This is a genomic window from Shimia litoralis, from assembly GCF_005518135.1.
GTDB lineage: Bacteria > Pseudomonadota > Alphaproteobacteria > Rhodobacterales > Rhodobacteraceae > Shimia_E > Shimia_E litoralis.
On sequence record NZ_SULI01000020.1, the window covers coordinates 17,430 to 43,412 of the forward strand.

General features: G+C 53.6%; 25 protein-coding genes and 1 pseudogene. 16 read left to right on the forward strand and 10 right to left on the reverse strand.

From position 1 onward, the window contains the following. Positions 1-2: 2 nt before the first annotated feature. Positions 3-1,001, reverse strand: coding sequence for an asparaginase (locus FAP39_RS13740; protein WP_138016972.1), 999 nt, complete (start codon positions 999-1,001; stop codon positions 3-5). A gap of 163 nt (positions 1,002-1,164) precedes the next feature. Here FAP39_RS13740 and FAP39_RS13745 point away from each other — a divergent pair, with 163 nt between their 5' ends. The 6 genes from FAP39_RS13745 (at position 1,165) to FAP39_RS13770 (ending at position 5,427) form a co-directional block, all read left to right on the forward strand. Beyond that, complete coding sequence (locus FAP39_RS13745) at positions 1,165-1,692, forward strand: invasion associated locus B family protein (RefSeq protein ID WP_138016973.1); 528 nt, start codon at positions 1,165-1,167, stop codon at positions 1,690-1,692. Positions 1,693-1,827: 135 nt separating this feature from the next. Then, the gene (locus FAP39_RS13750; RefSeq protein WP_138016974.1) at positions 1,828-2,832 is read left to right on the forward strand and encodes a Hint domain-containing protein; all 1,005 of its coding nucleotides are present in this window, start codon (positions 1,828-1,830) and stop codon (positions 2,830-2,832) included. Positions 2,833-3,002: 170 nt separating this feature from the next. Beyond that, entirely contained in the window at positions 3,003-4,193 is a 1,191-nt protein-coding gene (rlmN, locus tag FAP39_RS13755) for a dual-specificity RNA methyltransferase RlmN (protein WP_138016975.1), read from the forward strand. A gap of 87 nt (positions 4,194-4,280) precedes the next feature. Next, the gene (locus FAP39_RS13760) at positions 4,281-4,667 is read left to right on the forward strand and encodes a phage holin family protein (protein WP_138016976.1); all 387 of its coding nucleotides are present in this window, start codon (positions 4,281-4,283) and stop codon (positions 4,665-4,667) included. Between the two features lie 98 nt (positions 4,668-4,765). Next, positions 4,766-4,975, forward strand: coding sequence for a hypothetical protein (locus FAP39_RS13765; protein ID WP_171006863.1), 210 nt, complete (start codon positions 4,766-4,768; stop codon positions 4,973-4,975). A gap of 53 nt (positions 4,976-5,028) precedes the next feature. After that, the gene (locus FAP39_RS13770) at positions 5,029-5,427 is read left to right on the forward strand and encodes a hypothetical protein (RefSeq protein ID WP_138016977.1); all 399 of its coding nucleotides are present in this window, start codon (positions 5,029-5,031) and stop codon (positions 5,425-5,427) included. On the opposite strand, the gene FAP39_RS13775 is transcribed toward FAP39_RS13770, so the two are convergent. Beyond that, on the reverse strand, positions 5,428-6,261 hold the full coding sequence (locus FAP39_RS13775; protein ID WP_138016978.1) for an LOG family protein: 834 nt from the start codon (positions 6,259-6,261) through the stop codon (positions 5,428-5,430). A 79-nt stretch (positions 6,262-6,340) separates the two neighbouring features. Here FAP39_RS13775 and FAP39_RS13780 point away from each other — a divergent pair, with 79 nt between their 5' ends. The 4 genes from FAP39_RS13780 (at position 6,341) to FAP39_RS13795 (ending at position 9,927) form a co-directional block, all read left to right on the forward strand. Further along, entirely contained in the window at positions 6,341-7,261 is a 921-nt protein-coding gene (locus FAP39_RS13780) for a threonine/serine dehydratase (RefSeq protein ID WP_138016979.1), read from the forward strand. 77 nt (positions 7,262-7,338) lie between these two features. Then, positions 7,339-8,166 carry a 2,3,4,5-tetrahydropyridine-2,6-dicarboxylate N-succinyltransferase gene (dapD, locus tag FAP39_RS13785; RefSeq protein ID WP_138016980.1) on the forward strand — a complete coding sequence of 276 codons (828 nt, stop codon included), beginning with the start codon at positions 7,339-7,341 and terminating at the stop codon, positions 8,164-8,166. 171 nt (positions 8,167-8,337) lie between these two features. Further along, positions 8,338-9,102, forward strand: coding sequence for a glycosyltransferase family 32 protein (locus FAP39_RS13790; RefSeq protein ID WP_138016981.1), 765 nt, complete (start codon positions 8,338-8,340; stop codon positions 9,100-9,102). Between the two features lie 87 nt (positions 9,103-9,189). Further along, positions 9,190-9,927, forward strand: coding sequence for a phytanoyl-CoA dioxygenase family protein (locus FAP39_RS13795; RefSeq protein WP_138016982.1), 738 nt, complete (start codon positions 9,190-9,192; stop codon positions 9,925-9,927). A 45-nt stretch (positions 9,928-9,972) separates the two neighbouring features. Here the strand turns inward: FAP39_RS13795 and FAP39_RS17980 are convergent, their stop codons facing one another. Both FAP39_RS17980 and FAP39_RS17985 read right to left on the reverse strand, forming a co-directional pair. After that, entirely contained in the window at positions 9,973-10,557 is a 585-nt protein-coding gene (locus tag FAP39_RS17980; protein WP_425471433.1) for a Hint domain-containing protein, read from the reverse strand. Further along, a pseudogene (locus FAP39_RS17985) lies at positions 10,558-11,544 on the reverse strand (choice-of-anchor L domain-containing protein); the annotation flags it as partial. A 318-nt stretch (positions 11,545-11,862) separates the two neighbouring features. On the opposite strand from FAP39_RS17985, the gene FAP39_RS13805 reads away from it, so the two are divergent. Beyond that, complete coding sequence (locus FAP39_RS13805) at positions 11,863-12,231, forward strand: hypothetical protein (protein ID WP_138016983.1); 369 nt, start codon at positions 11,863-11,865, stop codon at positions 12,229-12,231. Between the two features lie 8 nt (positions 12,232-12,239). Here FAP39_RS13805 and FAP39_RS13810 read toward each other — a convergent pair whose 3' ends face one another. Continuing rightward, the gene (locus tag FAP39_RS13810; protein WP_138016984.1) at positions 12,240-13,334 is read right to left on the reverse strand and encodes a Hint domain-containing protein; all 1,095 of its coding nucleotides are present in this window, start codon (positions 13,332-13,334) and stop codon (positions 12,240-12,242) included. Positions 13,335-13,346: 12 nt separating this feature from the next. After that, positions 13,347-14,912, reverse strand: coding sequence for a Hint domain-containing protein (locus tag FAP39_RS13815; protein WP_246059155.1), 1,566 nt, complete (start codon positions 14,910-14,912; stop codon positions 13,347-13,349). 302 nt (positions 14,913-15,214) lie between these two features. Between FAP39_RS13815 and dapE the strand changes: the two genes are divergently transcribed. Genes dapE through rnr form a run of 3 tightly spaced genes read left to right on the forward strand, consistent with a single transcriptional unit; the run spans position 15,215 to position 19,261 of the window. Further along, entirely contained in the window at positions 15,215-16,360 is a 1,146-nt protein-coding gene (dapE, locus tag FAP39_RS13820) for a succinyl-diaminopimelate desuccinylase (protein ID WP_138016985.1), read from the forward strand. Positions 16,361-16,388: 28 nt separating this feature from the next. Beyond that, positions 16,389-16,964 carry a TIGR04282 family arsenosugar biosynthesis glycosyltransferase gene (locus FAP39_RS13825; protein ID WP_138017005.1) on the forward strand — a complete coding sequence of 192 codons (576 nt, stop codon included), beginning with the start codon at positions 16,389-16,391 and terminating at the stop codon, positions 16,962-16,964. A 44-nt stretch (positions 16,965-17,008) separates the two neighbouring features. Continuing rightward, positions 17,009-19,261 (forward strand): ribonuclease R, encoded by a 2,253-nt coding sequence (rnr, locus tag FAP39_RS13830; protein WP_246059157.1) that lies wholly within the window; start codon positions 17,009-17,011, stop codon positions 19,259-19,261. A 21-nt stretch (positions 19,262-19,282) separates the two neighbouring features. On the opposite strand, the gene FAP39_RS13835 is transcribed toward rnr, so the two are convergent. Further along, positions 19,283-19,990, reverse strand: a complete 708-nt coding sequence (locus tag FAP39_RS13835) for a glutathione S-transferase family protein (RefSeq protein ID WP_138016987.1) — start codon at positions 19,988-19,990, stop codon at positions 19,283-19,285. Between the two features lie 83 nt (positions 19,991-20,073). Between FAP39_RS13835 and FAP39_RS13840 the strand changes: the two genes are divergently transcribed. Beyond that, on the forward strand, positions 20,074-20,766 hold the full coding sequence (locus FAP39_RS13840; RefSeq protein WP_138016988.1) for a helix-turn-helix transcriptional regulator: 693 nt from the start codon (positions 20,074-20,076) through the stop codon (positions 20,764-20,766). A gap of 88 nt (positions 20,767-20,854) precedes the next feature. Next, positions 20,855-22,186 (forward strand): lytic murein transglycosylase, encoded by a 1,332-nt coding sequence (locus FAP39_RS13845; protein WP_138016989.1) that lies wholly within the window; start codon positions 20,855-20,857, stop codon positions 22,184-22,186. 83 nt (positions 22,187-22,269) lie between these two features. On the opposite strand, the gene FAP39_RS13850 is transcribed toward FAP39_RS13845, so the two are convergent. The 3 genes from FAP39_RS13850 to FAP39_RS13860 all read right to left on the reverse strand — a co-directional run bounded on the left by FAP39_RS13850 (position 22,270) and on the right by FAP39_RS13860 (position 25,906). Further along, positions 22,270-23,445, reverse strand: a complete 1,176-nt coding sequence (locus tag FAP39_RS13850; RefSeq protein WP_138016990.1) for an ABC transporter permease — start codon at positions 23,443-23,445, stop codon at positions 22,270-22,272. Positions 23,446-23,450: 5 nt separating this feature from the next. Next, the gene (locus FAP39_RS13855) at positions 23,451-24,722 is read right to left on the reverse strand and encodes an ABC transporter permease subunit (RefSeq protein ID WP_138016991.1); all 1,272 of its coding nucleotides are present in this window, start codon (positions 24,720-24,722) and stop codon (positions 23,451-23,453) included. A gap of 80 nt (positions 24,723-24,802) precedes the next feature. Continuing rightward, positions 24,803-25,906, reverse strand: a complete 1,104-nt coding sequence (locus FAP39_RS13860; RefSeq protein ID WP_138016992.1) for an extracellular solute-binding protein — start codon at positions 25,904-25,906, stop codon at positions 24,803-24,805. Positions 25,907-25,983 lie beyond the last annotated feature (77 nt).

Here is a 25,983-nt window from a genome sequence, read left to right on the forward strand (position 1 = left end):
GCTTAGGACCTCAGGGCGGCCGTCGGCTGCATGCGCCCTGTGACCAAACCATCCCAATTGCAAATAGGCGCATCAATGTATTTGGCCGCCAGCGGATGGGCCGCATCAAGCACACCCAACTTGGCAAGGATCGCAGCAATTGCGCATTCTGCGCCCCGCGTGCCGCCATCTGTAATTTTCACCGCTACACCCAGCTTTTTCTCGGGCACAATCGCAATAAAATATGCCTCGGCACCTGTCTTTACAGCAACCTTGTGTCCCATTGCGCGCATCAAATCAGTACAGGCACGGCCCTCGCCTGCGACCAATTCGGGATATGTCGCCATCGCGTTGCGCAAGCGCGCCGCCGCATTTTGGCGTCGGTCGCCATCCAAATTAGCGGCCGCAAAAAAGGCCATAGCCCGTGCCATTCCGTGCATTGTGGTGGCAAAGTTCGGTGCAGAGCAGCCGTCGATACCATAGCCGGGTGTGTCCAGCTGTGTGATCTCCTCAAAAACGGACTTTACCGCCGCTTGAACAGGGTGATCCAGCGCAACATAATCCGGGCCAGCGCCCAAATGATCCGTCAGGGTCAAGAAACCCGCATGCTTGCCAGAACAATTGTTGTGATACCTGCACACAGGTTTACCATCTCGGATCAATGCATCGCGTGCCGGAATGTCTCGGGGTTCTTGAGGCCCGCAACAGAAATCCTCATCCGTTTTACCCAACTCCTTGAGCCATGCATTCACCCGCATCGAATGAATGTCGGCGCCATTGTGCGACGCGCACGCCAGCGCAAGCTGCTCGTCCGTCAAGCCAGCACGATCCGCCGCGCCACTTTCAATCAACGGCAACGCCTGAAGCATCTTGGAGGAGCTTCGGGGTAGCACCACAGTCTCTGGATCACCCCACGCATGCAGTATCTCACCTGCTTCGTCACACACGACCGCGTGGCCGTAATGCTGGCTCTCTAGAAATGGGCCGCGCCAAATTTCGACCAATGCAACGGGGTTTGTCATGGATGTCTCATCATTAATGGGCAAAATTGTGCCAACAGGTCTTTATCCTGCTGGCATTTTCAGGCTAGTGTGCTTGTATCGAGAAGAAAATGTCCATCCCGAAAAAAGGCACAAAGCCGTGGGTGTGGATCGTTGAGGCAAAGCACAGCTTGGAGGCTGTATTATGGGATCACGTTTTGTGAGCGCAATTGCTGCGGTGACGATGTCACTGATTGCTTGTAGCGCAATGGCGCAAGAAAAGAGCACCAATCAGGTTGCGGCAATGACCGACTGGAGTGTTTTTCAAGCCAGCACCCCCAAGGAATGCTGGGCTGTCAGCACCGCAAAAGAAAGCGTTAACACAAAAGAGGGTCGCGTTGTTGCCGTCCGTCGCAGCGATATTCTGTTTATGGTGTTCTATCGCCCAGAAGTGGGCGTGAAGGGGCAAGTTGGCTTTACAGGTGGATATCCTTTCGCCAGCGGATCAACAGTCAGCCTGAACGTGGATGGCCAAACATTCGAATTATTTACCGAGGGTGAATGGGCGTGGCCTGCTTCGCCAGCCGATGACGCAAAGATCGTGACCGCAATGAAACGCGGAACAAAAGCGACTGCGACAGCGCACTCCGCACGCGGGACAAAAACAGCTGACTCGTTTTCACTGCTCGGCTTCACAGCCGCGGTCGAAGACGCCGAAAAGCGCTGTAAATAGTCAAAAGGTGTCCGTTTTGGCGGGCACAACAACTCCTGCCAGAGTTTCTTACCGTCACATCGCCGCCATGGGGGAAACGTCCGGGTTAACCGGACGGTAGTACCGTTTTGGCAATTTCTTGGTGGAGGCGACGCCATGGCAATACCCTATTTCACAGAGATCAAGTATCGCGGTGGCGCGTCGGACGACTTTATCGAAGTCGCGATAGATGCCGGAAGTGATGTGTCGACCATCAGTATCGTGGTGTACCACCCCAATGGTGGCGTCCGGTCGACGAACTCTATCGGAAGCTATGAAAACACCATTGCCGGAAAAGACGTATATTCCTTGGGCACTGGTGTTCACAAGGATGGCGCAATTGCCCTTGTTCAAGATGGCATCGTCATCAGTTTTGTATCCTTTGACAACGTTGTGTCGCCGACCACGGGTCCCGCCGCTGGACTGGACTCGGATCAAATCGGATCAACCGGAAACGACACAAACGCGTCCGTTCAGCTTGATAACAATGGCGACTGGACGACGGGTGGGTTGAACGAAGGCACAATCCCATGCTTCTTGGCTGGTACGAAAATTTCCACAAAACGCGGTGAGGTGCCTGTCGAAAACTTGCGTCCTGGCGACATGGTCATGGTCCGCGATGGTGGATTTGCGCCCATTCGTTGGATTGGCTCCGTCAGCGTCGATGCCAGCGGCGCTTGGAAAGACCTCAACGCACCTATCAAAATTCCTCGTGGGGCTATGGGGCGAAACATGCCTGCGCGTGATCTGTACGTATCACCCAATCACCGCATCTGGATGCAAGATGCCGCATACGAGGTGTATTTCACCGCGCGCGAAGTTTTGATCCCCGCCAAGCATCTGGTCGGCTGGAAGGGCATTACCCAAGTTAGCTATGTCCCGAACCCAGAGTACTTCCATCTTCTGTTCGACACCCACCAAATTATCCTGTCCGACGGCATGCTTACCGAGAGCTTTCACCCCGGAGAGCTTACCATTGACCAATTCGACCACGAAGCACGTGATGAACTCTTGCGGCTCTTTCCGGAACTCATAAATTTAGCCAGCTATGGCGAGACCGCGCGACGGTGCCTTAAAGGTTATGAGGTGCCTCTGGCACTCAAAGGCAACCGCGTCGCCTAACAAAAACGCACCGCGCCCGTGCGCGGTGCCATGTCCAACCAACACCTAGGCCGCCAGGCCTTGAGGGTGGGCGGGAGCCCCTGTTTTCTCACCCTTCCCCTTGTGTTGTTTGCTTTTGGGCACAAATGGTGTATCTCACCCGCCTGATTTCCTCTCGAAAGATCTGCACCATGACCGCCAGCGCCCCAATCACGCAGGATGTACACACCATCCCTCGCAAACTTCCTGCCAGCGACAAGATCAACCTTGTGGGTTTGAGCCGCGACAAGCTGCGCGAGGTGCTGATCGAGCACGGTACAACAGAAAAACAAGCCAAGATGCGCGTCAACCAGATTTGGCAATGGGTGTATCAATGGGGGGTGCGTGACTTTTCCGAGATGACCAATTTGGCCAAGGCCTATCGCGCTGATCTTGCGGAAAAATTCACGGTCGACATCCCCGAAGTCATCACGCGGCAAGTCAGCGAAGACGGCACACGCAAATATCTGGTGCGGATCGCAGGCGGGCACGAAGTCGAAGTCGTATACATCCCCGAAGAAGATCGCGGCACACTCTGCATCAGCTCTCAGGTCGGATGCACGCTGACCTGCTCGTTCTGCCATACTGGCACCCAAAAGCTGGTACGCAACCTAACCGCAGGGGAAATCATCGGACAAGTCATGGTTGCCCGCGATGATCTTGATGAATGGCCCACCCCGGGCACACGCAATACCGATGCCCCAAGATTGTTGTCAAATATCGTGCTCATGGGCATGGGCGAGCCGCTCTACAACTTTGAGAACGTACGTGACGCCATGAAAATCGCCATGGACCCCGAGGGTATTCAGTTGTCGCGGCGTCGCATTACACTTTCGACATCCGGTGTGGTCCCTGAAATTGCGCGTACAGCCGAGGAAATCGGATGCCAATTGGCCGTGTCATTCCACGCAACAACTGATGACGTGCGCGATCAGCTGGTGCCGATCAACAAACGCTGGAATATCCAAGAGCTTTTGGCGTCACTGCGCGCTTACCCCAAGGTCTCGAACTCAGAGCGTATCACCTTTGAATACGTGATGCTCAAAGGGGTGAACGACAGCGATGCAGACGCACATCGGCTTGTAGAATTGATCAGAGGCATTCCAGCCAAGATCAATCTGATCCCGTTTAACGAATGGCCCGGATCACCTTACGAACGCTCATCAAATAACCGCATTCGGGCATTTTCAGAGATCGTGTATCAAGCAGGATATGCAAGCCCAGTGCGCAAACCTCGCGGCGAAGATATCATGGCGGCCTGTGGTCAGCTCAAGTCTGCAACCGAACGCGCCCGAAAGTCGAGAAAGCAAATTCAAGCCGAGGCTGGCCTAGGAGACACCTGATCGGGCGCAACACAATTTCCGCGTGAAATTTCTGATAGATCAGGCTATTCTTTGGAGAATGCCACCTGTCTAGCTAGGATCAGATCCGTGACCCGCCATCTTTTGTCTCTCGCTGCCCACCTCATTGGAAATGCCATCGGCCTGTTGTTGGCCATGCTGTTGCTGGAAGGGTTCTCCATCGACCTGCTGTCCTTCATTGTTGTTGTCGCAGTCTTCACTGTGATCGAGGTCATTGCGTCGCCGTTGTTAACCAAACTGTCGGCCCACAAGATTCCAGCCATGCAAGGCGGCGTCGCGCTCGTGACCACCTTCGTGGGCTTGCTTGTCACGGATATGTTGGTGGCTGGCTTGACCATCGGAGGCATTGCTAACTTGTTGGCGGCGACGCTTTTGGTCTGGCTCGGCGCACTTGCCGCAGGCATTTTTCTACCAATGTTTGTTTTCAAAGAGCTCAAAAACAGCCCAAAAAACTAGCAGTGTTGGTGCCTTAAACTTTCCTTAATTCCGGTACAATTCCGCCACTTGCGCCATACAGTTTCTATTCTGTCAACAATAGGCAGGAGAATGCGACTATGGCACAGGCAATGATTGAACAAACCCATCTGGATGCACCAGTTCTGGAACTTGTCACCCGCGAGCGGACAATGGCGTTGAGCACACGCGAGTGGAAATTCCGTCTGGCAGGATACGGCTATGCAATCAAAGACGTCGCGGGCGAGCAGGTTGTGACCTCTTTGCTCAAGGGCACCGAGTTGGGCAAACTTCCGCACACTCTTCACTAAGACCGGCCTTGGGTTTTAACGCGCGCTTTACTCGCAAAGAGCATGATGCGCTTATGACCATGATTCCCGCCGTCTTTCGGATTGAACAGGACATCTTGGATGCCCTAAAAGCTGCTGCTGCGGCCAGTGAACAAGACACCAGTGCTTACTTGCGCGCAATACTGGTGCGCGAACTTGGGTCTGTCCCGACAAACCATACCGCAACGGCCTCTGGCCGACATGCCAAAGGCACCCAACACGATGCGTTGCGCGCCCAATTTTCCCAAGCCGAAAGCTGGCCCGACCTAAGATACCGTCTGGCAGTGCACGGATGTCACCTTCGTCGCAGGAAAACCGGACTTGCGGTGTTTGACGATGAAAGCGGTGACCAAATGGGGTGGATCATCGAATTTGATGCACCATATCCCATACTTGCCACCCGCTTTGGCGCGCCCTATCCGGGCATGGCATGATCACCGGCCGGGAATAACATCCCGCGCGCGACTATCACCCCATGTATCGATGACATCGATTGCTTCTTGCGCCGTTTCCACGAACCGGAACAAATCCAAGTCATCCGCCGAAATCGTGCCTGCATCAGCCAAGGCATCCCAATTGATAATCTTTTCCCAAAACGCCCGCCCAAACAGCAAGAACGGAACACGTTCCATACGGCCGGTTTGAATCAACGTCAGCGACTCGAACATCTCGTCCAGCGTCCCAAAGCCGCCGGGGAAAACACAAATCGCTTTGGCACGCATCAAAAAGTGCATCTTGCGAATGGCGAAATAATGGAAGTTGAAACACAGATCGGGGGTCACATATTCGTTCGGCGCTTGCTCATGTGGCAAGACAATGTTCAAACCGATCGATACGCCACCTGCATCCACCGCCCCGCGATTTCCGGCTTCCATAACGCCCGGGCCGCCACCAGTCACGATGACATTGCTTTGGCCATCGCTGCGCAGGGTCATCAAACGTGCAAATTCACGGGCTTCGTCATAAAACTCGGACAAGTCGGCCAATGTTTTTGTGCGTGCGGTATCTTTCTTGGCGGGTTCGGGAATACGGGCCCCACCGAACATGACAATCGTCTCTTTGATGCCGTGCTCATCCAAATTCAGTTGCGGCTTGAGCAACTCTAGCTGAAGCCGGACGGGACGCAGTTCATCGCGACACATAAAGTCTTCGTCATGATAGGCCAGCCGATACGCTGGTGCGCGCGTTTGGGGCGTATCAGGGACGTGCTCTGCTGTGCGAGCGTCGGTTGAGGCATCAGGGAATGGGCTGCGGCGATCGTCTTTCATATACTCGTACTTCCTTGCTTGCGCGTTTCCATTAGGCCTATAGGGTTCACCGAAACAAAGCCAGTGACAGGGATGTGAAATGAATTGGACGGATGAGATTACTGCCGCCGCTGCCCGTATCAAAGGGCATGTATTGCGTACCCCAGTCGCGACGGTCAACAGCTTTGGGTTGGGGTATCCGATACAGATCAAGCTTGAGCACATGCAGCATACCGGCACGTTTAAAGCGCGCGGAGCATTCAATACGCTGTTGTCAAAATCGGTACCTCCGGCAGGGTTGGTGGCCGCATCCGGAGGCAACCACGGGGCCGCCGTAGCCTTTGCCGCCAAAAAACTGGGGCACAACGCCCGCATATACGTGCCCGAAATGGCCGGCCCGTCCAAGATTGGCCTCATCCGAGATGCAGGTGCAGACCTTCAAGTTGTACCAGGGGCGTATGCCAACGCACTAGAGCAAGCGCTCGCATGGGAAGCCGAAACTGGTGCCATGCAAATACATGCCTATGATGCGCCTGAAACTGTCATTGGCCAAGGCACATGTGCCATGGAATGGGATCAACAGGGGCTTGACGCCGATACCGTCTTGGTCGCTGTGGGGGGTGGCGGATTGATCGGCGGCACAATGGCCTGGCTTGACGGGCAACGGCGTGTCATCGCGGTCGAGCCTGAAACATCCTGTGCATTAAATGCAGCACTTAATGCGGGGAAGCCCGTTGATGTCGATGTGTCCGGTGTCGCCGCCAATGCCTTGGGGGCACGACGGATCGGTGATATTTGCTTTGATCTCGCGATGTCCACTGGAACCGACTCCCTTTTGGTCACAGATGAAGCAATTTTGATCGCACAGCGTCTGCTCTGGAAGGAACTCCGGCAATTGGTGGAACCTGCAGGCGCCACTGCATTGGCTGCGCTGATATCCGGCGCTTATGTGCCCGCCGCCAACGAAAAGATTGCCGTTTTGATTTGCGGCGCAAATGTTTCGCCGGACCCGTTCCCATAAACGTCGCATTGATTGGGTGACGCGCGGCCACAATACGGTTATGAAGCACAAAATCCTGACTCATGGAGCCCAAACTCATGTCGAATGCCCAATTGGAAATTGCCATCGAAGCCGCGTGGGAAGCCCGCGACACCATCACCCCAACAACAGGTGGGGAAACCCGAGAAGCCATCGAAACCACCCTAAATGCGCTGGATTCTGGCACATTGCGTGTGGCTGAAAAGATGGAAAATGGTGACTGGCACGTCAATCAATGGGCGAAAAAGGCGGTCCTGCTGGGCTTTCGCATCAAAGACATGGAACTCCATGATGGTGGCCCCCAAGGCAGCGGTTGGTGGGACAAAGTCGACAGCAAATTCAAAGGCTGGGGCGATCGCGAATGGAAAGAAGCCGGTTTTCGGGCTGTGCCAAACTGTGTCGTTCGTAAATCAGCCTATGTCGCTCCGGGTGCGGTATTGATGCCCTCATTCGTGAACTTGGGTGCTTATGTCGACGAAGGCACCATGGTTGACACATGGGTCACAGTTGGCTCCTGCGCGCAAATTGGCAAAAATGTTCACCTGTCCGGTGGCGTCGGAATCGGCGGCGTTCTCGAGCCAATGCAAGCTGGCCCGACCATCATCGAAGACAACTGCTTTATCGGTGCGCGATCTGAAGTCGTCGAAGGCTGTATCGTCCGCGAAGGGTCTGTTTTGGGCATGGGTGTATTTATCGGCCAGTCCACGAAAATTGTGGATCGTGAAACTGGCGAAGTCATGTACGGCGAAGTGCCCTCTGGGTCCGTTGTTGTCGCAGGCAGCATGCCATCCAAGAACGGCGTGAACCTGTATTGTGCAGTGATCGTAAAGCGCGTGGATGCAAAAACCCGCTCTAAAACATCGATCAATGACCTGTTGCGCGACTGATCTTTGTCGCAACACAAACGTTCGGGCGCACTCTTTGGGGTGCGCCTTTTTTGTTGCGTATATGGCGGGATAGATTGCATTTGTAAGGTTGGTGTCTTTTGTTAGGTAAGATACAGATATTCATAGTTTGGCCTTTGCGCCTCGCAGCACATTTCCCAAAAGAGCCGACCAATGATTGACAGAATTTTTCAAATATTGATTACAGATGGTGCTGTAGACCAATCGCGATTTTCCAGCGACCTCAAACGCAACATTGAATCTTTGCAAGCGGTGTATCCGGACGCAACATACGAGATGTTCGATCACGATATGATCGCTGATTTTTTGCAGCATCATTTTCCCCGAGATGTCCTAGATACATTTCACGCGCTGACGCCATATGCTTTCAAGGCGGATTTGGCGCGGTATTGTCTGTTGCACAAATTTGGCGGGCTCTACTCAGACTTATCGTATCTTCATCTTCGCGCAATTACCGCTGAAAATGGCACAAACATGGTCGTATTTCGCGACATCCCGGGCCATCCATCTTGGGCCACAAGCAACGCGATCATCTATGCAAAACCGCAGGCGGCAGCACTCGAACGCGCCATTGATATGATCGTTGCGCATCACAAAGCGGGATATTACGGACAGCACCCTCTGGACCCCACCGGCCCCTATCTGTTCGGGCGCGCTCTTGCAGCGGCTGATGATTGGACAACAACGGTTTTCGGGGATTCACAGCTTGTTTCCGTTGAGAAATCCGGTCGCGCCAATATCCTCAAAGTTGGTCCGGCTGGCGAGGTCATTGCGATACGAAATAAGGTGAACAATTGTTCCATTGATGAATTGATTGCGGGGCACTCTAACAGCTATTCCGACCTCTGGGCGGCCAAGCGAATTTGGGGTGAGACCGGCCTTATGCACTCAATAAAAACCAAATTGGGTCGGTCCTAGCGCTGGATCAAAGACAGAAATCCGATTGTAGCATTAGAATAGCCCAGCGCATTTGCGCTGTTTGGTGGCTGAAATGAAGGACGAAATATGTTTGATAGCGAACTCTCTGATGGACTGAATACAAACGGGTATTGTGTACTTCGTCAGGTTTTTGATCCGGAAACAGTCACGCGATTCCGCGCCCTCACCCAAAACCACTTGGAAGAGATGGGCAAAACCCGATCTCAGGCGCATTCGTTTCATTTGGCCGGCTTTCACCGCTTCAACGCCTTTTGCGGTATGCACAGCGAGATTGCGCAAAATCAAGAAATTGTGGAATTCCTGAACAGTCACTATGAGAATGCGCCGCATTATGCGATCGGGCTAAGCGATATTACCGTGAACCGGTCTCAGCACTGGCACACCGATCTGTTGCGCGGGCAGTACGCATCGTTTTTAGGTTCCGTTGATCCATGGTCGACCTCTACCGCGCCATGTTTAAAAGCCCTGCTTTATCTACAGGATGGCAAGAGTTTGCGCATTGTTCCCGGCTCACATCTTGATCCGTCGCCGTTGGATGATGACGCGTTGGAACAGCTTGCGAGCTCAGACACGATCAAACAACTTGAGATCAAAGCAGGCGATGTCGTCATGATGGATATACGGGCACTTCACCGCGGATCAACCGATCAAGAGATGAACGATCCGGTGTTGATGACAGACCCTAAGATCTTGGTTTCAACAGTCTTTGGGGAAATTTCATCTCCGCTTTCCCAAGCAATGCAGCTTGGAAACACACACCGAATGATTGCCTGGGATCGCGATTTCTTATGTTCAAAGCCGTAATCCACCCCCTCAAACGAGAGAAGACAGCCCCCAGCGGAATGCGCTTCACGCACGCAAAAGCGTCATTGCTTCGTATCTTCTAAGAGAAATACGTGCAGATGGCCCATAGCCATAGCCAGTAAGCTTGTCAGTGTTCGGCATCAGCCGCAGAATTTCTTCGCGGGTTTCGATATCAAATGCGTCTAGTGTTTCGTGGCCCGGGTGATAGCTCTCGCTATCGAGGCCATTTCCACGCACGATTTCATGCTGATCAAATAATAGATGCAGATATGTCACCGGCTTCCCATTGGCGACAGGACGGATAGTTTTGTCATTCACAAGGTCCTTGGCTTTGACCAAGACCTCGGAATTTCCGAACATCATGCTGGCAATAGACGACGTGATCAAAACGCGGTGATTTGGGGAAAACTCTACTGCATCGTGGTTGCCCAGCGCACCAGCATCAAAGTGGATGGGTGCATCAATTCCGATCGCCGAGCGCACAGTTTGACCAACCCAGCGCAACGCTTGGAACCCATTGTCGCGGGTTAATACCATGTCACCAACAACAAGGTCCTCGACTGGAACTTCGCCACGCACGGTGACAATACGGGTTCCGGAAACGAAACAAGGCACAGTTGTGATTGTCACAAACCCAATATCGGTGTTCCCATCAGAATCTTCGATCTGATAGGACACAACATTTGACCCAACCTCGCCATCAGACACAATCGTAACGGTGCCATCACCGTTGAAGGTAATGCTCTCGCCGGAACCCACAACAATCGGTTCACCGATGACGACTTCTTGGCCGTTGATATGCGTAATATTCAGGGTGGCGCCATTGTTGCTCACGTCATTCGTCGTCAGATCAAAAGTGTGTTCACCCGTAAGAGAAATTTCAACAGCATCATCCCCGGCAACCAGTGCCGTTTGAACGGAGTTTCCTGCGATCAACAAATTTGAATCGTATTTGTCATCCCCGCCATCCGCGATGGCAATCTTGATTGTGTTTGTCTCACCTGGATTCACGGTCGCCTTCAGCGTCATGGTGACAGTAAAGCCATCCATTTCAGTATTGGCGACCTCGGCATCTGCGGGGTTGTCGACATACAGGTTTTGGTTGCTCTCGTCGTTGATGTTGTTGATCGTAATATCGCCATCACCAACGGTGAGTTCGGCTTTTACGCCATTCACCCAAACCCCTACGGCATCATTAAAGCCAGAATTGACATATTCTAGTTATTCTTCGGAAGAGAAGGTCACCTGCATCGTCAGTGTCGACCCATCCGGTTCAAACTCTGCCTCAAAAATCGCAGCGTCATAGGTTGTTGCGCCCGCAATCGCCTCTAGGTCCTCATCGCCCGCAAGGCCATGGCGAGTCGTCGTCGACGCCGATCTGTTTGCATCACCATCACTGTGCGTGACATCTTCAGCATTCCCAGTAGATAGAATAACGCCGGTATCCGACGGCGTTAAGCCCGGGGCGTCCTGATCACCACCTGAATAGATGCCGGATGCGCTGTTTGCCCCGGTATAAGATGCTGATTCAATTGAAATGCCGGACCCGAACATCGCGTTCGCCATCGCCATCGCGTCTGCAGAAGTATCGATAGAGAGTTCTGTCGCCGTTACCATATCATTTTATCCTTCACCTCACGCACACGAGATATCACTGCAAATGTGTAATTTTCTTTATAATGACAACCCTTTTATTGGGGGAAAACGTCAACAATCTTCCCCAAAAGGGGAAACAATGTGTCCATTTTCAACATTTTAGCCCGAAATTTCCGCATTCACTCCAAAAACCACCTAGAAGCTCAGCTTGGTGAATGACCTTCCAACAGCGCGCCCACTCTCGAAGGTGAGTCGATTTGCTCTGTGTTTCTGAACGGAATTGGGCAAGTTCATACCGGTGGTTGACCTGCGCCCCATGCCCGCGATAAGGCGGTGCCTATGGATAAACCAAAGAAAAAATCTCGCCAGCAAGCGTACACTCTCCTTGTTCAGGTTGGACGCAAAGAGGACGATGGCCTACCGAAAGGCGCGACCGGTGGTGCGTTGATGATCTATGCCAGTGGCGTGGATGAAGCAGAAGCCGTGCGCGAAACGGTGGCTATTCTAAAGCAGGCCGATCTTGCGCCGCTTGACGTCACTGGATACGGCACCCTTGAAGAACGCGAAGCACAGGGCCACGAGATCGACGACGACGAGCGCGGCCTGATGCAAAGGGCGCTGGATGAAAACTCGGTCATCGTCGCTCAGCTGACCCCGTTTTATAACGGCGAAGAAGCCGTCGATAGCTCAGAAGACACATTACACTAGTCGAGCCGCTAAGCCGCGCGCTGTTCCGCAAGGATCAGCGCCTCGAACGATCCAAGCACCGGATACGCCGTTTTATTGTGTTCAGGCAGCATATTGCGCTCGAACTGGCCCAACAAGCTTGAGCGCAACAGGTTTGGTCTGCGCCGAATGCGACCAATATCCAACGTCTCGACATAGGTCCCTGCGGCATTGATTGCCTCGTGATCCGGGAGCAAAAACTGAAGGTATGTCACAAGCGCCGTATCTCGGACAGGCAAGGCGGCCGTGTGATTTATCAGATGGCGTGCCGGCACGAGAACCTGTTCAGCATTAAAGAGGTATTCAACGCGAGAGCCTCCAATCACCAACCTCTGCGTCGAAGACATGGTGACATCGCACTTGAGGCCAAAATATGGTGTCCGCAACCGAACCGGTTCAAACAGCCCTCGTGCAGGCACCGTGCGGCGCACAACTTGCAGCACCGGCACTGACGCGCCGTCTAGCGTTTCAAGCAAATCGCCTCGTTTAATGTCTTTTGCCCATTTCGTACCATACGCCGTCGCAATTGGCGTCTGTGCCGTAAGTCCGGGCATGGGGCCAATGGGCTCAATACAATCGGACACTGCTAGAAAACACACATCCGCCGCCATCGCGCCTTGCGCAGGGTTCAACACCATTTCACGAATATCTAGCAACGACACAGGAAGCGGATCTTTCAGAATGATCTGATCGCTGTGCCCTGTTTCTGGGCGCTCGACAGACAAGCGCGCCCAACGATGGGCCATGTCCCAGCTATAGGTAATGCGCAGGATATCTGTGCGAGCTTCTGCGGAAAGGTTGATCGCACCATGGCACAGGTACGCCCCCATAGAGTGCACCAAAGCGATTCCACCTCCTGGTACGGCGCGGATCGAAAAATTAACGTCTCGAGACAACCCACCATCCAAACCCAACAAGAGCTGTGGACGATCTTCGGGCGACAATCGAGTTTCCATGAGAATGCTGCCCGACGGCATAGTCGCATCATGAGCATCAAGGTCACCTGCAGCTGGTGTAGTCGCTTGCGACAGACCCTTTGGATTAAACAACTTGTGTTTCTTATCCGAAATCGCAATCCAAGTCATCGTACTGCGCTCCTATGCTGCATCGGGCCGGCACAACAAAACGCCCACCTCAAATGGTTTCAACGCGGGCCGCACCGCGGCGCCATACCCTTGCCCAGTTGCGGTATCGAGCTCTGGAAAAATTGCCGATATCTCGTCCACAATTTCTGCTTCAAAGATGTTGTTGATCTGTGGCCCGGGCAAAAAGCTCTCGGTCTCAAGCCCTTGCGAAAAGACGATTTGGTGAGTGTCGAACAAAATATGGAAATACTCGACCGTCCCACCGACTTTGCGCACGACACTTTGGTCGTTCACAAGATCTTTTGCTGCAATCAACACCTCTGAGTCACCAAACAGAACTTCTGCAAGGCTATCCCTGATTAAAATACGGTGCTGCGGTGATACAAGCAGGGTTTCATGCTCACCAAACGTGTTTGCCGCGATACGAATAGGCGCCAGCTTGTCCTCTGCGAGGACTGTACGGCTTCCGACCCAACGGATTGGCTGAGACCCATCATCATAGGTTTCCACCAAATCCCCGACTTCCAAATCTTCGACAGGGACATCCCCAAATGGGGTGCGGATTAATGTGCCCACAACAAAACAAGGGGCCGCATTGATTGTCGCGAACCCGACATCTGTCACACCCGCATCATTCTCGATGGTATAGGTGAAATTGGCGACTTCGGTGTCACCATCAGAGGTCACAGTCACAGTACCATCAATGTTCAGGGTAATTGACTGACCCGACGCAAGAAGGATGGGAGACCCAACTGTCGCCACTTGACCATTGATGTGCGTAATCGTCAAAGTGCTGCCAGTGTTGGTATCATTGTCCATCAGATCGACGGTCTTTGACGTATTCAATCCAATGTTGATCGTGTCAGTCTCAGCAACGACAGCCGTTTGCAAAGAGTTCGCGGCGATCAGAAGGTTCGAGTCATAGCTTTCATCTGACACGTCTGCGATGGCGATACGAATGGTGTTTTCTTCATTGGCAACCACATCCATCGTCAACGTCATGGTGATGGTAAAACCATCCATCTCGGTGTTGTACGCATCGCCTGTGTTGTCGATAAACAAGCTTTCGTTTTCACCGTTGTTGATATTGCCGGGGTCAACATCACCGTCCCCAATCGCCATCGGGACAAGTTCGTCGTTCACCCAAACCGCTACGAAATCTTGATAGATGGAATCGATGTATTCCGGATATTCTTCCGATGCGAATACGAATTGCATCGTCATTGTATCGCCGGTGGGAATAAACGTGACGTCCATATAGGCCGCGTCATATGTGCTTGTCCCCGCCACCGCGTTAAAGGCGGCAACATTGTTGGGCCCATCAGAGTCAGTGGTTTGGTTGGTGTCCTGATTGTATTGACCGTTGCGGTTCGTAAACCCGCGCACGTCCCCCGTAGACAGAATAACCCCTGTATCAGACGGGGCCACACCCGGCGTACGCACATCCGCATTGGAGTAAATTGCCGACGAATCCCGATCGCCGGTATACGTTGCGTCCACAATTGTGACACCATCGCCGAAAATTGTTTCGGCCATTTCGGTCGCGTTCGCGCCCCGATCCGTTGGCAAACGTGCCATACCTGTATCGCCCCATGCAAAGAGGCACATCGCACAACAACACGCCGAGATTCCTCGGTCGTTTCCAATGAGTAAAGTGAAGCCAACTGCTCGATACAGGGAGTTTCACGATTTGGTGGCCTTTTTGGCCTTGCTGCTGATTGACCTGCCTCGGTCTTATTATTGCTCTCACTAAACAACAAAAAACCGCATGTGTTAAGGGGCTTAGCGTGTGTTGTTCCGGTTCTTACAAATAATTGTGGCTTTCGTGCCCGATTGGGGTATGCGAAAACACTCGGAACACTGGTTTGAAAGAGCAAGATATGTCTGAAATTGATCCCGTAAAGCTCACTGCTGATCTTATTCGCTGCCCTTCGGTTACGCCCGACGAGGGTGGCGCGCTGGTTCTTCTCGAGACTGTGTTGGCTCAGGCAGGGTTTGACTGTACCCGCGTGGATCGCGGCGAGATTTGCAACCTGTTCGCGCGATGGGGCGACAAGAACCATCCGCGCAGTTTTGGCTTTAACGGCCATACCGATGTTGTTCCCTTGGGGGACGAAACCGCGTGGACCATGCCCCCGTTCGGCGCAGAAATCAAAGACGGGATCATGTACGGACGCGGCGCAACTGACATGAAATCGGGCGTGGCTGCATTTGTTGCGGCGGCTGTGGATCTGGTAACGCAAACACCCCCGGATGGCGCTCTGATTATTACCATCACTGGTGATGAAGAAGGGGATGCGCTGGACGGAACGGTGGCTCTGCTGGATCATATGAGCGAAACCCAAGAGCAAATGTCTGTCTGTTTGGTGGGTGAGCCAACCTGTCCCAACACGATGGGCGAAATGATGAAAATTGGACGCCGCGGGTCCCTAAATGCCTTTTTTACATTCACCGGCGTTCAAGGGCATGCAGCCTATCCACATCGGGCGAAAAACCCTTTGCCAGCCATGGCGCACCTGATGGACCTGCTGTCTTCACATGCGCTTGATACAGGCACAGATCATTTCGATGCCTCGACATTGGCCGTGGTCACCATGGACACCGGAAATCCCGCGACAAATGTGATTCCAGCAACCTGCCGTGCAACCGTTAACATCAGGTTCAATGACACTCACAGCGGCCAAAGCTTGACCAACTGGATGCAGGGTTTGGTTGACGAGGTGGCCAGTGCCACAGGCATCACCATCGACATGTCGGTGAAAGTTTCAGGTGAAAGCTTTGTGACCCCTCCGGGAGAGTTGTCAGAGCTCGTGTCCAAGTCGGTACTGGCAGAGACTGGTGTATCTCCGACCCTCTCGACAAGCGGCGGCACCTCGGATGCGCGCTTTGTTCAGCACCACTGCCCAGTCGTCGAATTTGGTCTGGTCGGCAAGACCATGCACCAAGTGGACGAATGCGTACCTGTCGAACAAATCATCCAGCTCAAGGCAGTTTATTCACGGGTTTTGCGTGACTATTTCACCTGATTTTCGCCGTCGTGCCCGTCTGGTGGTTATGGTGAAAGAACCGTTTGCCGGACGTGTTAAGACAAGATTGGGTCGAGACATCGGCATGACCTCTGCTGCGTGGTGGTTTCGACATCAAAGCGCCCGCTTACTGCGTAACATCACGGACCCACGATGGGATACCGTGCTCGCCGTCAGCCCCGACCACCAAGGCATGACAAGCCGGATATGGCCCGCTCACTTGCCTCGACTTCCTCAGGGCCTAGGCGACCTTGGGGATCGGATGGCGCGCATATTCCGATCAGTGCCCCCTGGCCCTGTCTGTGTCATCGGAGCCGATATCCCGGACGTCTCTCGTGGTCATATCGCCGCCGCGTTTCGGGCCTTGGGCAATCATGACGCTGTCTTTGGCCCAGCAACAGACGGCGGGTATTGGCTTGTTGGTTTGAAACGCACGGCGCCACCTCCACCGGCATTTCTCGCAAATGTCCGCTGGTCGACAGAACACGCTCTCGCAGACAGCGAAGCAACCTTGCCCGGATATCGCATGTCCCACACGTACACCCTCGGGGATGTCGACACCGTTCAAGATCTACAACGTCGCAAAGACACACAGCCGCTCTAGCGATTTCCCAATGACGCCACCCACATCCCATGATAGGGCAAGTTATGCGTATCCCAACAAAAGAGGAAATCCTGAACTGGATTTCCGCGAACCCGACCCAGACAGCCAAACGTGACATCGCCAAAGCCTTTGGCATCAAAGGTGCTGCACGTATCGATCTCAAACGCGTTCTAAAGGAACTCGAGGCAGAGGGCCATCTGACCAAACGCAAACACAGCTACCGAGATCCGGACAAGCTGCCGCCCGTCAGCGTGCTTGAGGTGGCCGAGACTGGCCCCGATGGTGATCTTTACGCACGCCCTCTTGAGTGGCAAAGCGAAGCCGAAGCACCCGTCATTTTGGTGATTACCCGCGCCAGCGACCCCGCGCTGGGCAAAGGGGACCGCATTCTTGGCCGCCTGACCGAAGTGTCAGATGACGACCACCAATACGAGGCCCGCCTGATCCGCCGGATCGGAACCAACCCAAAGCGCGTGTTGGGCATTTTCCGCAAATCAACCGAAGGTGGGCGGATTCTGCCCATCGACAAAGGCGATGGCAAAGAATGGTATGTGCCCGCTGACCACGCGAATGGCGCCAAAGATGGCGAACTTGTCGAGGCGCAGCAAACCGGCCCACGCGGTCGCATGGGGTTGCCCCGCGCGAAAATCGTTGAACGTCTGGGTGATCCCAGCGCCCCCAAAGCCGTGTCTTTGATTGCCATCCACCAACACGGCATCCCGGACAGCTTCCCAGACCAAGTGATCGCAGAGGCCGATAAGGCCAAACCAGCCCCCCTTGGTCCCAGAGAAGATATGCGGGACATGCCCTTGGTCACGATTGATCCTGCCGATGCACGCGATCATGATGACGCTTGCTGGGCCCATGCAGATGACGACCCCAAAAACGAGGGCGGGCACGTTGTGTGGGTGGCTATCGCCGATGTGGCCCACTATGTGACCCCCGGATCAGAACTGGACCGCGAGGCCCATAAGCGCGGCAACTCAAGCTATTTTCCTGACCGTGTGGTCCCCATGTTGCCGGATCGGCTTTCGGGTGATTTGTGCTCTTTACACGAAGGGGTCCCGCGCGCCTGTATTGCCGTCAGAATGCAGCTGGACAGCCATGGCCGGAAAATCGGACATCGGTTTGTGCGCGGCATGATGCGGTCTGTGGCATCGCTGAATTATGCAGAAGTGCAAGAAGCCCGTGATGGGAACCCGAACGAGACCTGCGCGCCGTTGATGGCCGACATTATCAACCCGCTGTACGACGCGTACGAGGCCACCAAAAAAGCACGCGCAGACCGCCAACCTCTCGATTTGGACCTGCCCGAACGCAAGGTCGAACTCACCCCAGAAGGCAAGGTTGCCTCGATCCTGTTTCGTGAACGTCTGGATGCACACCGCCTGATCGAAGAATTCATGATTCTGGCAAATGTGGCCGCAGCAGAGACGCTTATTGCAGCGCGAGCCCCGCAATTGTTTCGTATTCACGAAGAGCCGAACCGTGAGAAACTGGATGCGCTACGCGAAACCGCACAGTCTGCTGGATTTAATCTGGCCAAAGGTCAGGTTCTCAAGACACAGCATCTCAATGCTTTGCTGAATGCCGCAGCTGGCACCGAAGACGCTGAGCTTATCAATATTTCAACACTGCGTAGCATGACGCAGGCCTATTATAGCCCTTCAAATTTTGGGCACTTTGGCTTGGCGCTTCAGTCATATGCACACTTCACCTCTCCGATCCGCAGATACGCAGATCTTGTTGTTCACCGAGCGTTGGTCACGGCACATGGCTGGGGAAACGACGGATTGTCGCCCGAAGGCATCGAGCGCCTTGAACAAACCGCCGCGCATATTTCCGACACCGAACGCCGGTCTATGATGGCCGAGCGCGATACCACAGACAGATATCTTGCGGCCTATCTATCTGAACGTATCGGCAATGAGTTCACCGGCAAGATCAACGGCATCGCCAAGTTCGGCGTATTTGTAAAGATGGATGAAACCGGCGCGGACGGATTGATTCCTATGCGCAATCTTGGCCGCGAGTACTTTCACTATGACCCCGACACCAAGATATTAAGGGGGTCAGACACCGGACTTACAATCGGCCTTGGCCAACGCGTTACAGTTCGCCTGACCGAAGCTGCCCCCGTGACCGGAGGCATAGCGCTCGAGCTTTTGACTCTTGACGGTAAACCGCTTCCGACAGGCGGACAGCGCGGTCGCGGCAAGCCCGCCAAGGGCAAGGCCACAAAGGCCAAGCGCAAGGCGGACAAAACCAAACGCAAAGTATCGCGTCGCCGCCGATAAGGCCGTGACTGTCAATCGTTTCTAGGCAGGCAGAGATGGATAGAACGCATCTCTGCCGCGATGGACATACGCCACAAGGCTCTCTCTTTCGTGCACCAACACACGCAAGCCTGTCGCGACCGGCAATGTCCGTATGCCGTCCAGAACCGGAACCACCGCGACATCAGCACCTGATGGCTTTTCCCCGAACAGAAACTTCTGGCTGCCAAGCAATTGGTCGAGTGCATCCAAGTCCTTTTCCAGACGCCCAAGACGATCGGATTCAGTAAATTGGGCAATCCCATGCGCGACAAGACCCGCGCGCGCCTTTTTTCGCACATGCCCCGCAATCGCTGGGCGCAACACCACAGGGATTTCTTTGAAGAATGCGTCGCGTGTGATGCGCCAACATGTTTCATTCAACCAACGATCATGCACCAAACCCAGGCGCAAGTTTTCTTCGACCATACGGGTGATCGCATGCGCCTGTGCACGTTCGATATCGGTCAAGCCGTCATAGAATTCCGCGCCTCGGGCTTCTAGCCAACCTTGAATCATCGCACTGTCCGGCACCAAGCCGTTCGAGGTTTTCAAAACCGGAAGACGTGACAGAGGCATTTTTGAAGGGTTGGACAGGTATTTTGGTTGCCATTTTTGACCTGACATCTCCAAGAGGCCCATGGCCTTGATGCAAAACGGGCTGTGGCTTGGCTGTTCAAAACCGCCGGGAAAGGTGAGCAAGGTTAACACTGGAGTCTCCTAGATTTGAATTCCCCAAACTCTAGCAAACCCTATTGCCAGTTTCTGTCAGTAGGTGGCAGTATACCCGTATCATGTCACGCACAGCTCGCCTTTTCCAACTTATGCAAACTTTGCGCAGCATGCCTCCACCTGCGACCGCCGAAACACTGGCGCGGGAAATGGATGTGTCTGAACGTACAATCTATCGAGACATTGATACGCTTCGAAGCCTTGGTGCGGTTATTGATGGTGCCGCTGGCTTTGGCTTTACGGTGATCGAAGACGCAACACTGCCGCCACTGGGCTTTGCCGCAGACGAAATCGAAGCGCTCGTACTGGGGCTTCGAGAGGTCATGGCCGTGGGCGACCCCGCCCTCGCAGACGCTGCACAATCTGCTTTGTCCAAGCTGCGCGCACGACTTCCACCCAGCCAATCGCACCGACTGGAGCATGCGGTATTGTCTGCAAAAAGGTTTGAACGTCCCCCGCCACCGGGAATTGATGCACAAACACTGCGGCGTGCAACGTGGGAAGAACGGACCATTCGGTTCGACTATTGTGATTTTCACGAGACCCGAACACAGCGGAGCGTCGACCCCCTTTCGATTGTATACTTGCAATCAAGCCACTGTTTGTTGGCATGGTGCCATTTGCGTGCCGACTTCAGAGCATTTCGCTTGGACCGCATGCGCAATCTGGAAGTAACCGACGCTTCGTTTCGGCCCAACCGCATTGCATTGCTCCGCGATGCCATTCGTAAGTTACGCGCAGAATCTGGATCATGAGCAAGTTCCCGCAGGAGGTATCGCGTATTGCTTCCGAATAGGAAACAATCGCGGTACCATCCCCAAAACCCCGACAAAGAGGCGAGCAATGCGTGTACCAATAATGGCGATAATTCTGTGCTCAGCCTGGGCAGCCCCTCCCGCGTTTGCGGACGCCCCACAATTTTCGGTACGCCCCACTGCGCGACCAAACTTTGCTGAACCACAAACACAACTCGCCCTAGCTAAGAACCTAGGGACCGTGCGGCCCGTACTGCGACCTGCAATCGATCAAGCAGTGCCAGTAGCAGCAAGCAATATGGGATTTCAAAAGTGGATCGACGGTTTTCGCGGGCGCGCGCTCAGCGCGGGTATTCAAAGCACGGTCTTTGATCAAGCGTTCCGAAATGTCACCTATGACACGAACGTCATCCAGCGGGATCGAAACCAGTCAGAGTTTACCAAAACCATCTGGGAGTATCTTGATAGTGCGGCGTCAGACGCCCGCATCAGAAACGGAAAATCAGCACTCAAGAAGCACCGCAAGAAATTGGAGGCCATTGAAGCCCGGTTTGGGGTCGACAAAGAAGTCGTAGTGGCGGTTTGGGGGCTGGAAAGCGCATACGGTACATTCCGTGGGTCCACACAAGTCATCCCCGCTTTGGCTACCTTGGCCTATGATGGTCGCCGCGGAGAGTTTTTCGAAGAGCAACTTGTTGCAGCGCTGCGCATCTTGCAAAACGGAGATACCACACCAAACAACATGACCGGAAGTTGGGCCGGCGCCATGGGTCATACCCAGTTCATCCCGACGTCATACCTAAGCTATGCAGTTGATTTCACGGGGGACGGGCGGCGTGATATCTGGTCAGATGATCCCTCGGATGCTTTGGCATCCACCGCCGCTTACCTTGCAAAATCAGGCTGGAAAAAGGGTGTTCCTTGGGGTGTTGAAGTCACTCTGCCCTCAGGGTTTGACTATACACTTGCTGATCGGGACACGCTGAAATCGCCCACAGATTGGGCGCGCCTTGGTGTCGCCAGCGTGAGTGGTCAAAAGATTCCACGCCGCTATGGCAAGGCATCGGTCCTGCTACCAGCAGGGCACAAAGGCGCTGCATTCATGATTTTCAACAATTTTTCAGCCATCGAAGAATACAACACAGCGGATGCCTATGTGATCGGTGTCGGGCATCTTAGTGATCGAATAAAAGGCGGCCCATCTATCCAGTCAAACTGGCCGCGCCAGGATCGCGCCCTATCGTACAAAGAACGTATCGACCTGCAAAAGCGACTTACGCGGGCGGGTTTTGACACGCAAAAGATTGATGGGAAAATTGGCCCGCTCACGATTAATGCTGTGCGCAGTTACCAACTGTCAGTTGGCGTCGTACCCGATGGCTATGCCTCGCTCGATGTCCTCAAGCGTTTGCGCAAGTAGATCCCTGCCAACACACAGCAAGTACCAAATAGAAAGAGGGGCGTAAAACGCCCCTCTTTTTGTCTTTGATGTTGCGATAGAATCTAGGTTGGCGAAATACCCCGAAGCCGTTCAGAACGGCGTCGCAACATTTCCACTGTGGCCAGCAATCCGATTGAGACAACAACGAGAATAGTTGCAACTGCCAGAATGGTAGGGCTGATTTGCTCGCGCAGACCGATGAACATCTGCCATGGCAACGTCTTTTGTCCCGCAGACCCCACAAAGAGCACCACAACAACCTCATCAAACGAAGTGATAAACGCAAACAAGCCACCAGAAATAACACCCGGAAGGATCAGCGGCATTTGCACCTTAAAGAACGTGGTGACTGGATTTGCACCCATGTTGGCCGCAGCCCGTGTCAAAGAGCGATCAAAGCCCACAAGCGTCGCGGTCACGGTGATAATGACAAACGGAATACCCAACGCCGCATGCGCCAGAACGACGCCAAGATACGTCCCCTGCAAACCGATACGGCTATAGAAGAAGTACATACCAGCGGCTGAAATGATCAGTGGCACAATCATTGGCGAAATCAGGATCGCCATAATCGCACGGCGAAACGGAACGTGCGGCTGTGAAAGCCCGATTGCCGCCAATGTGCCAAAGCCCACCGACAAGACCGTCGCAACGGGTGCGATCGTCACAGAATTGCGAAGCGCATTTTGCCAATCATCGTTAGTAAAGAAGTCTCTGTAATGCTTCAGAGAGTACCCTTCTGCTTTGAACTGGAGCATTTCCGGCGTGAACGTAAAGAAATCCTGACTGTTAAAGCTCAGCGGCATCACGACAAGGATCGGAGTGATCAAGAAGATAAAGATCACCCCGCAGATCACACGAAACGCATAGTGCCAAAGAACCTGCCCGGGCGTCAGATAAGGCGCGAGACTTTCACGATACCGCCCAGAGGCGACAAAAAAGATCAGCCACCCGAAGAAGGCCCCGAAAATTCCGCCAACCACGGCCGCAGGGATACCTCCGAAGGCATACCCGGCCGCTATAAAGCCGAAGAATACGGCCCAACGGACGGGTTTGTCTTTGCCAGCCATCATTGGCGCGATTGCGCCGAGGATCGCCAAGATCACCGCGCCAAGTACGATACCCATAAGGCCCGACCCTTGCGCCGTACCAACAAACAGGCCAGCGAAGGCGCCAAATGCTGCTGCAGTTCCTGCGGTGAAGGCGGGTGTTTGTGGTGTTACTGGTGTCAATGCCATGTCAATTATCCCAACTTCACGTTGTCGATGCCGACGATCTTGTCATAGGCATAATAAAGAAGCAGCACGACCGCCAACAGGATCGCACCAAGCGCTGCCGCAAGGCCCCAATTGAGAGACGTGGAAATGTGAAAGGCAATCCGGTTCGAGATGAACACACCTTTGGTGCCACCAACCAATTCAGGTGTGATGTAGTACCCGATTGAAAGGATAAACACGAGAATGGATCCGGCACCGATGCCCGGCACGGACTGAGGGAAATACACCCGCCAGAACGATGTCCAGTTGGTCGCGCCCAATGATTTGGCGGCCCGCAAATACGTCGGATTGATAGTCTGCATGACCGAGTACATTGGCAAAATCATAAACGGCAACAGAATATGCGTCATCGCGACGATCGTACCAAACTGGTTATTGATCATCACAAGCCGCGCATCGTCGGCCACCAGACCAAGCCACACCAGCGTATCATTAATGACACCTTGCTGTTGCAACATGACCTTCCATGCGGATGTCCGCACCAATAGCGAGGTCCAAAACGGCAGAAGAACCAAAATCATCAGAAGGTTGGCGGATTTTGAAGGCAAGTTTGCCAAAATCCAAGCCACCGGATATCCCAACACAATACAGCTCGTGGTGATTACCAACGACATGAACAATGTGCGCTTGAAAAGCGTCCAATAGATACGTTCGTTCTCGGGCCGCATTTCAGCGCCATCAGCGCCTTTTTGCATGTCGGCAGCATTCAAAAAGTACCCATTCGTGAATTTGGGTGAATATGTTTGAATAGTGCGCCACACATCAGGATCGCCCCAACCCTTGTGAAGGTCTAAGAACTTTTCCTTGAAGGGGCCGTCATTTTCGATATCCCATTTTTTGACCTTGCGGCCTGCTTTACGGAACAGCGATGAAATTCCAGGCTTTTCATAATTCAAGCGAGACCCGACACGGGTGTGCAGCTTGGCTTGCGCTGCAATCTTCATATCTTCTGCGAGCGCGGCATAGACAGCTTCGTCAGGTGTTTCTCCACTGCTCGCATCCCAATCTTTCAGGGCCACAACAGTTCGTGGGAGCGTCTCAGAAACGATTTGGTTCTCTACTGACCGAAACAGCATGTCTGCAATCGGCAGGATAAACGTCAACAACACAAATAGAAGAAGCGGTGCAATCAGCATCAATGCGCGGATTTTTTGCATGCGCAATGCGCGGGCAAGGCTGCGCTTTAGCGGTGTGCCATCGGCGGCCAAAACTGGGCCGGTTTGCGTGGTATCACTCATTGGGGTCCCCGTCGGGTATTGTTTGTGGAGAGGGGGCCCACCTTGGCAGGCCCCTTCCCAATCATCAGCTTAAAAAACGATTACTTCGCCAACCAAGCTTGGAATTTCGCGTCGATATCGTCGCGGTTGTCTGCCCACCATTCGTAGTCATAGGTGTGTACATTGCCAGCATTCGCAGGGTCTGTTGGCATGTGTGGTGCCATATCGATGCCCAATGTGGCGTGCTTGCCAACCAGAGGTGCCGAAGACTTACGTGCAGGACCATATGAAATATAGGCTGCTTGGTCTGCCAGACGCTGTGTATCTGTTGCGAAGAACAAATAGTCCATTGCGCGGGCTTTACGCTCGGCGCTCAGGCCTGCTGGAACGATCCAACCATCAAGGTCAAAGGACTGCATATCCCAAAGCATACCAATAGGTTGGTTTTGCTCTGCAATTGCCGAGAACAAACGACCGTTAAAGGTCGAGCCCATCACAACTTCGCCGTCAGCCAACAGCTGAGGTGTTTGCGCGCCAGCAGTCCACCACACAACGCTGTCTTTGATTGTGTCGAGTTTTGCCAAGCCGCGATCGATACCTTCAGGTGTGCTTAGGACGTCATAGATTTCGTCTTTGGCAACGCCATCACAGTACAGGGCCCACTCCATGTTATCGATTGGGCGCTTTTGCAGCGAACGCTTGCCAGGGTACGCATCCAGATCAAAGATGGCACAAACGGATGTTGGTGCCGTATCGCCAACCAAGTCTGTGCGATAGCCAAATGTGGTCGAATACACGATTTGTGGCACAAAGCAGTCGGACACGATCAGATTACCAAAGTCTTCTGAAGCAGGTGTGCCATCTGGTGCAGCAGCAAGAACCGCATCGTGGTCAAGCTCTTCTGCAAGACCTTCGTCGCACAAACGCATCGCGTCAGACGCTACAACGTCCACAACATCCCATGTCACGTTGCCCGCTTCATTCATCGCACGAATTTTCGCAACTGCTTCTGCAGAGCTTTCGTCGTTGATGATTTTGACGCCCGTTTTGGCAGTATAGGGGTCGTGATAAGCAGCTTTTTGTGATGCAGAATACGCGCCACCCCATGACACGATGGTCAATTCGTTGGCCATATCTTCTGCCATCGCCATTGGCGCACAAAGCGCCGTGGTAGCAACCAAAGCAGACATTTTGGTGAGTTTCATATTCGTTCTCTCCTTGTTGAACTTTTTATTCATATTATTTCTGTTCCCCGATCACTGTGCCGGGGTTACAGATCTCT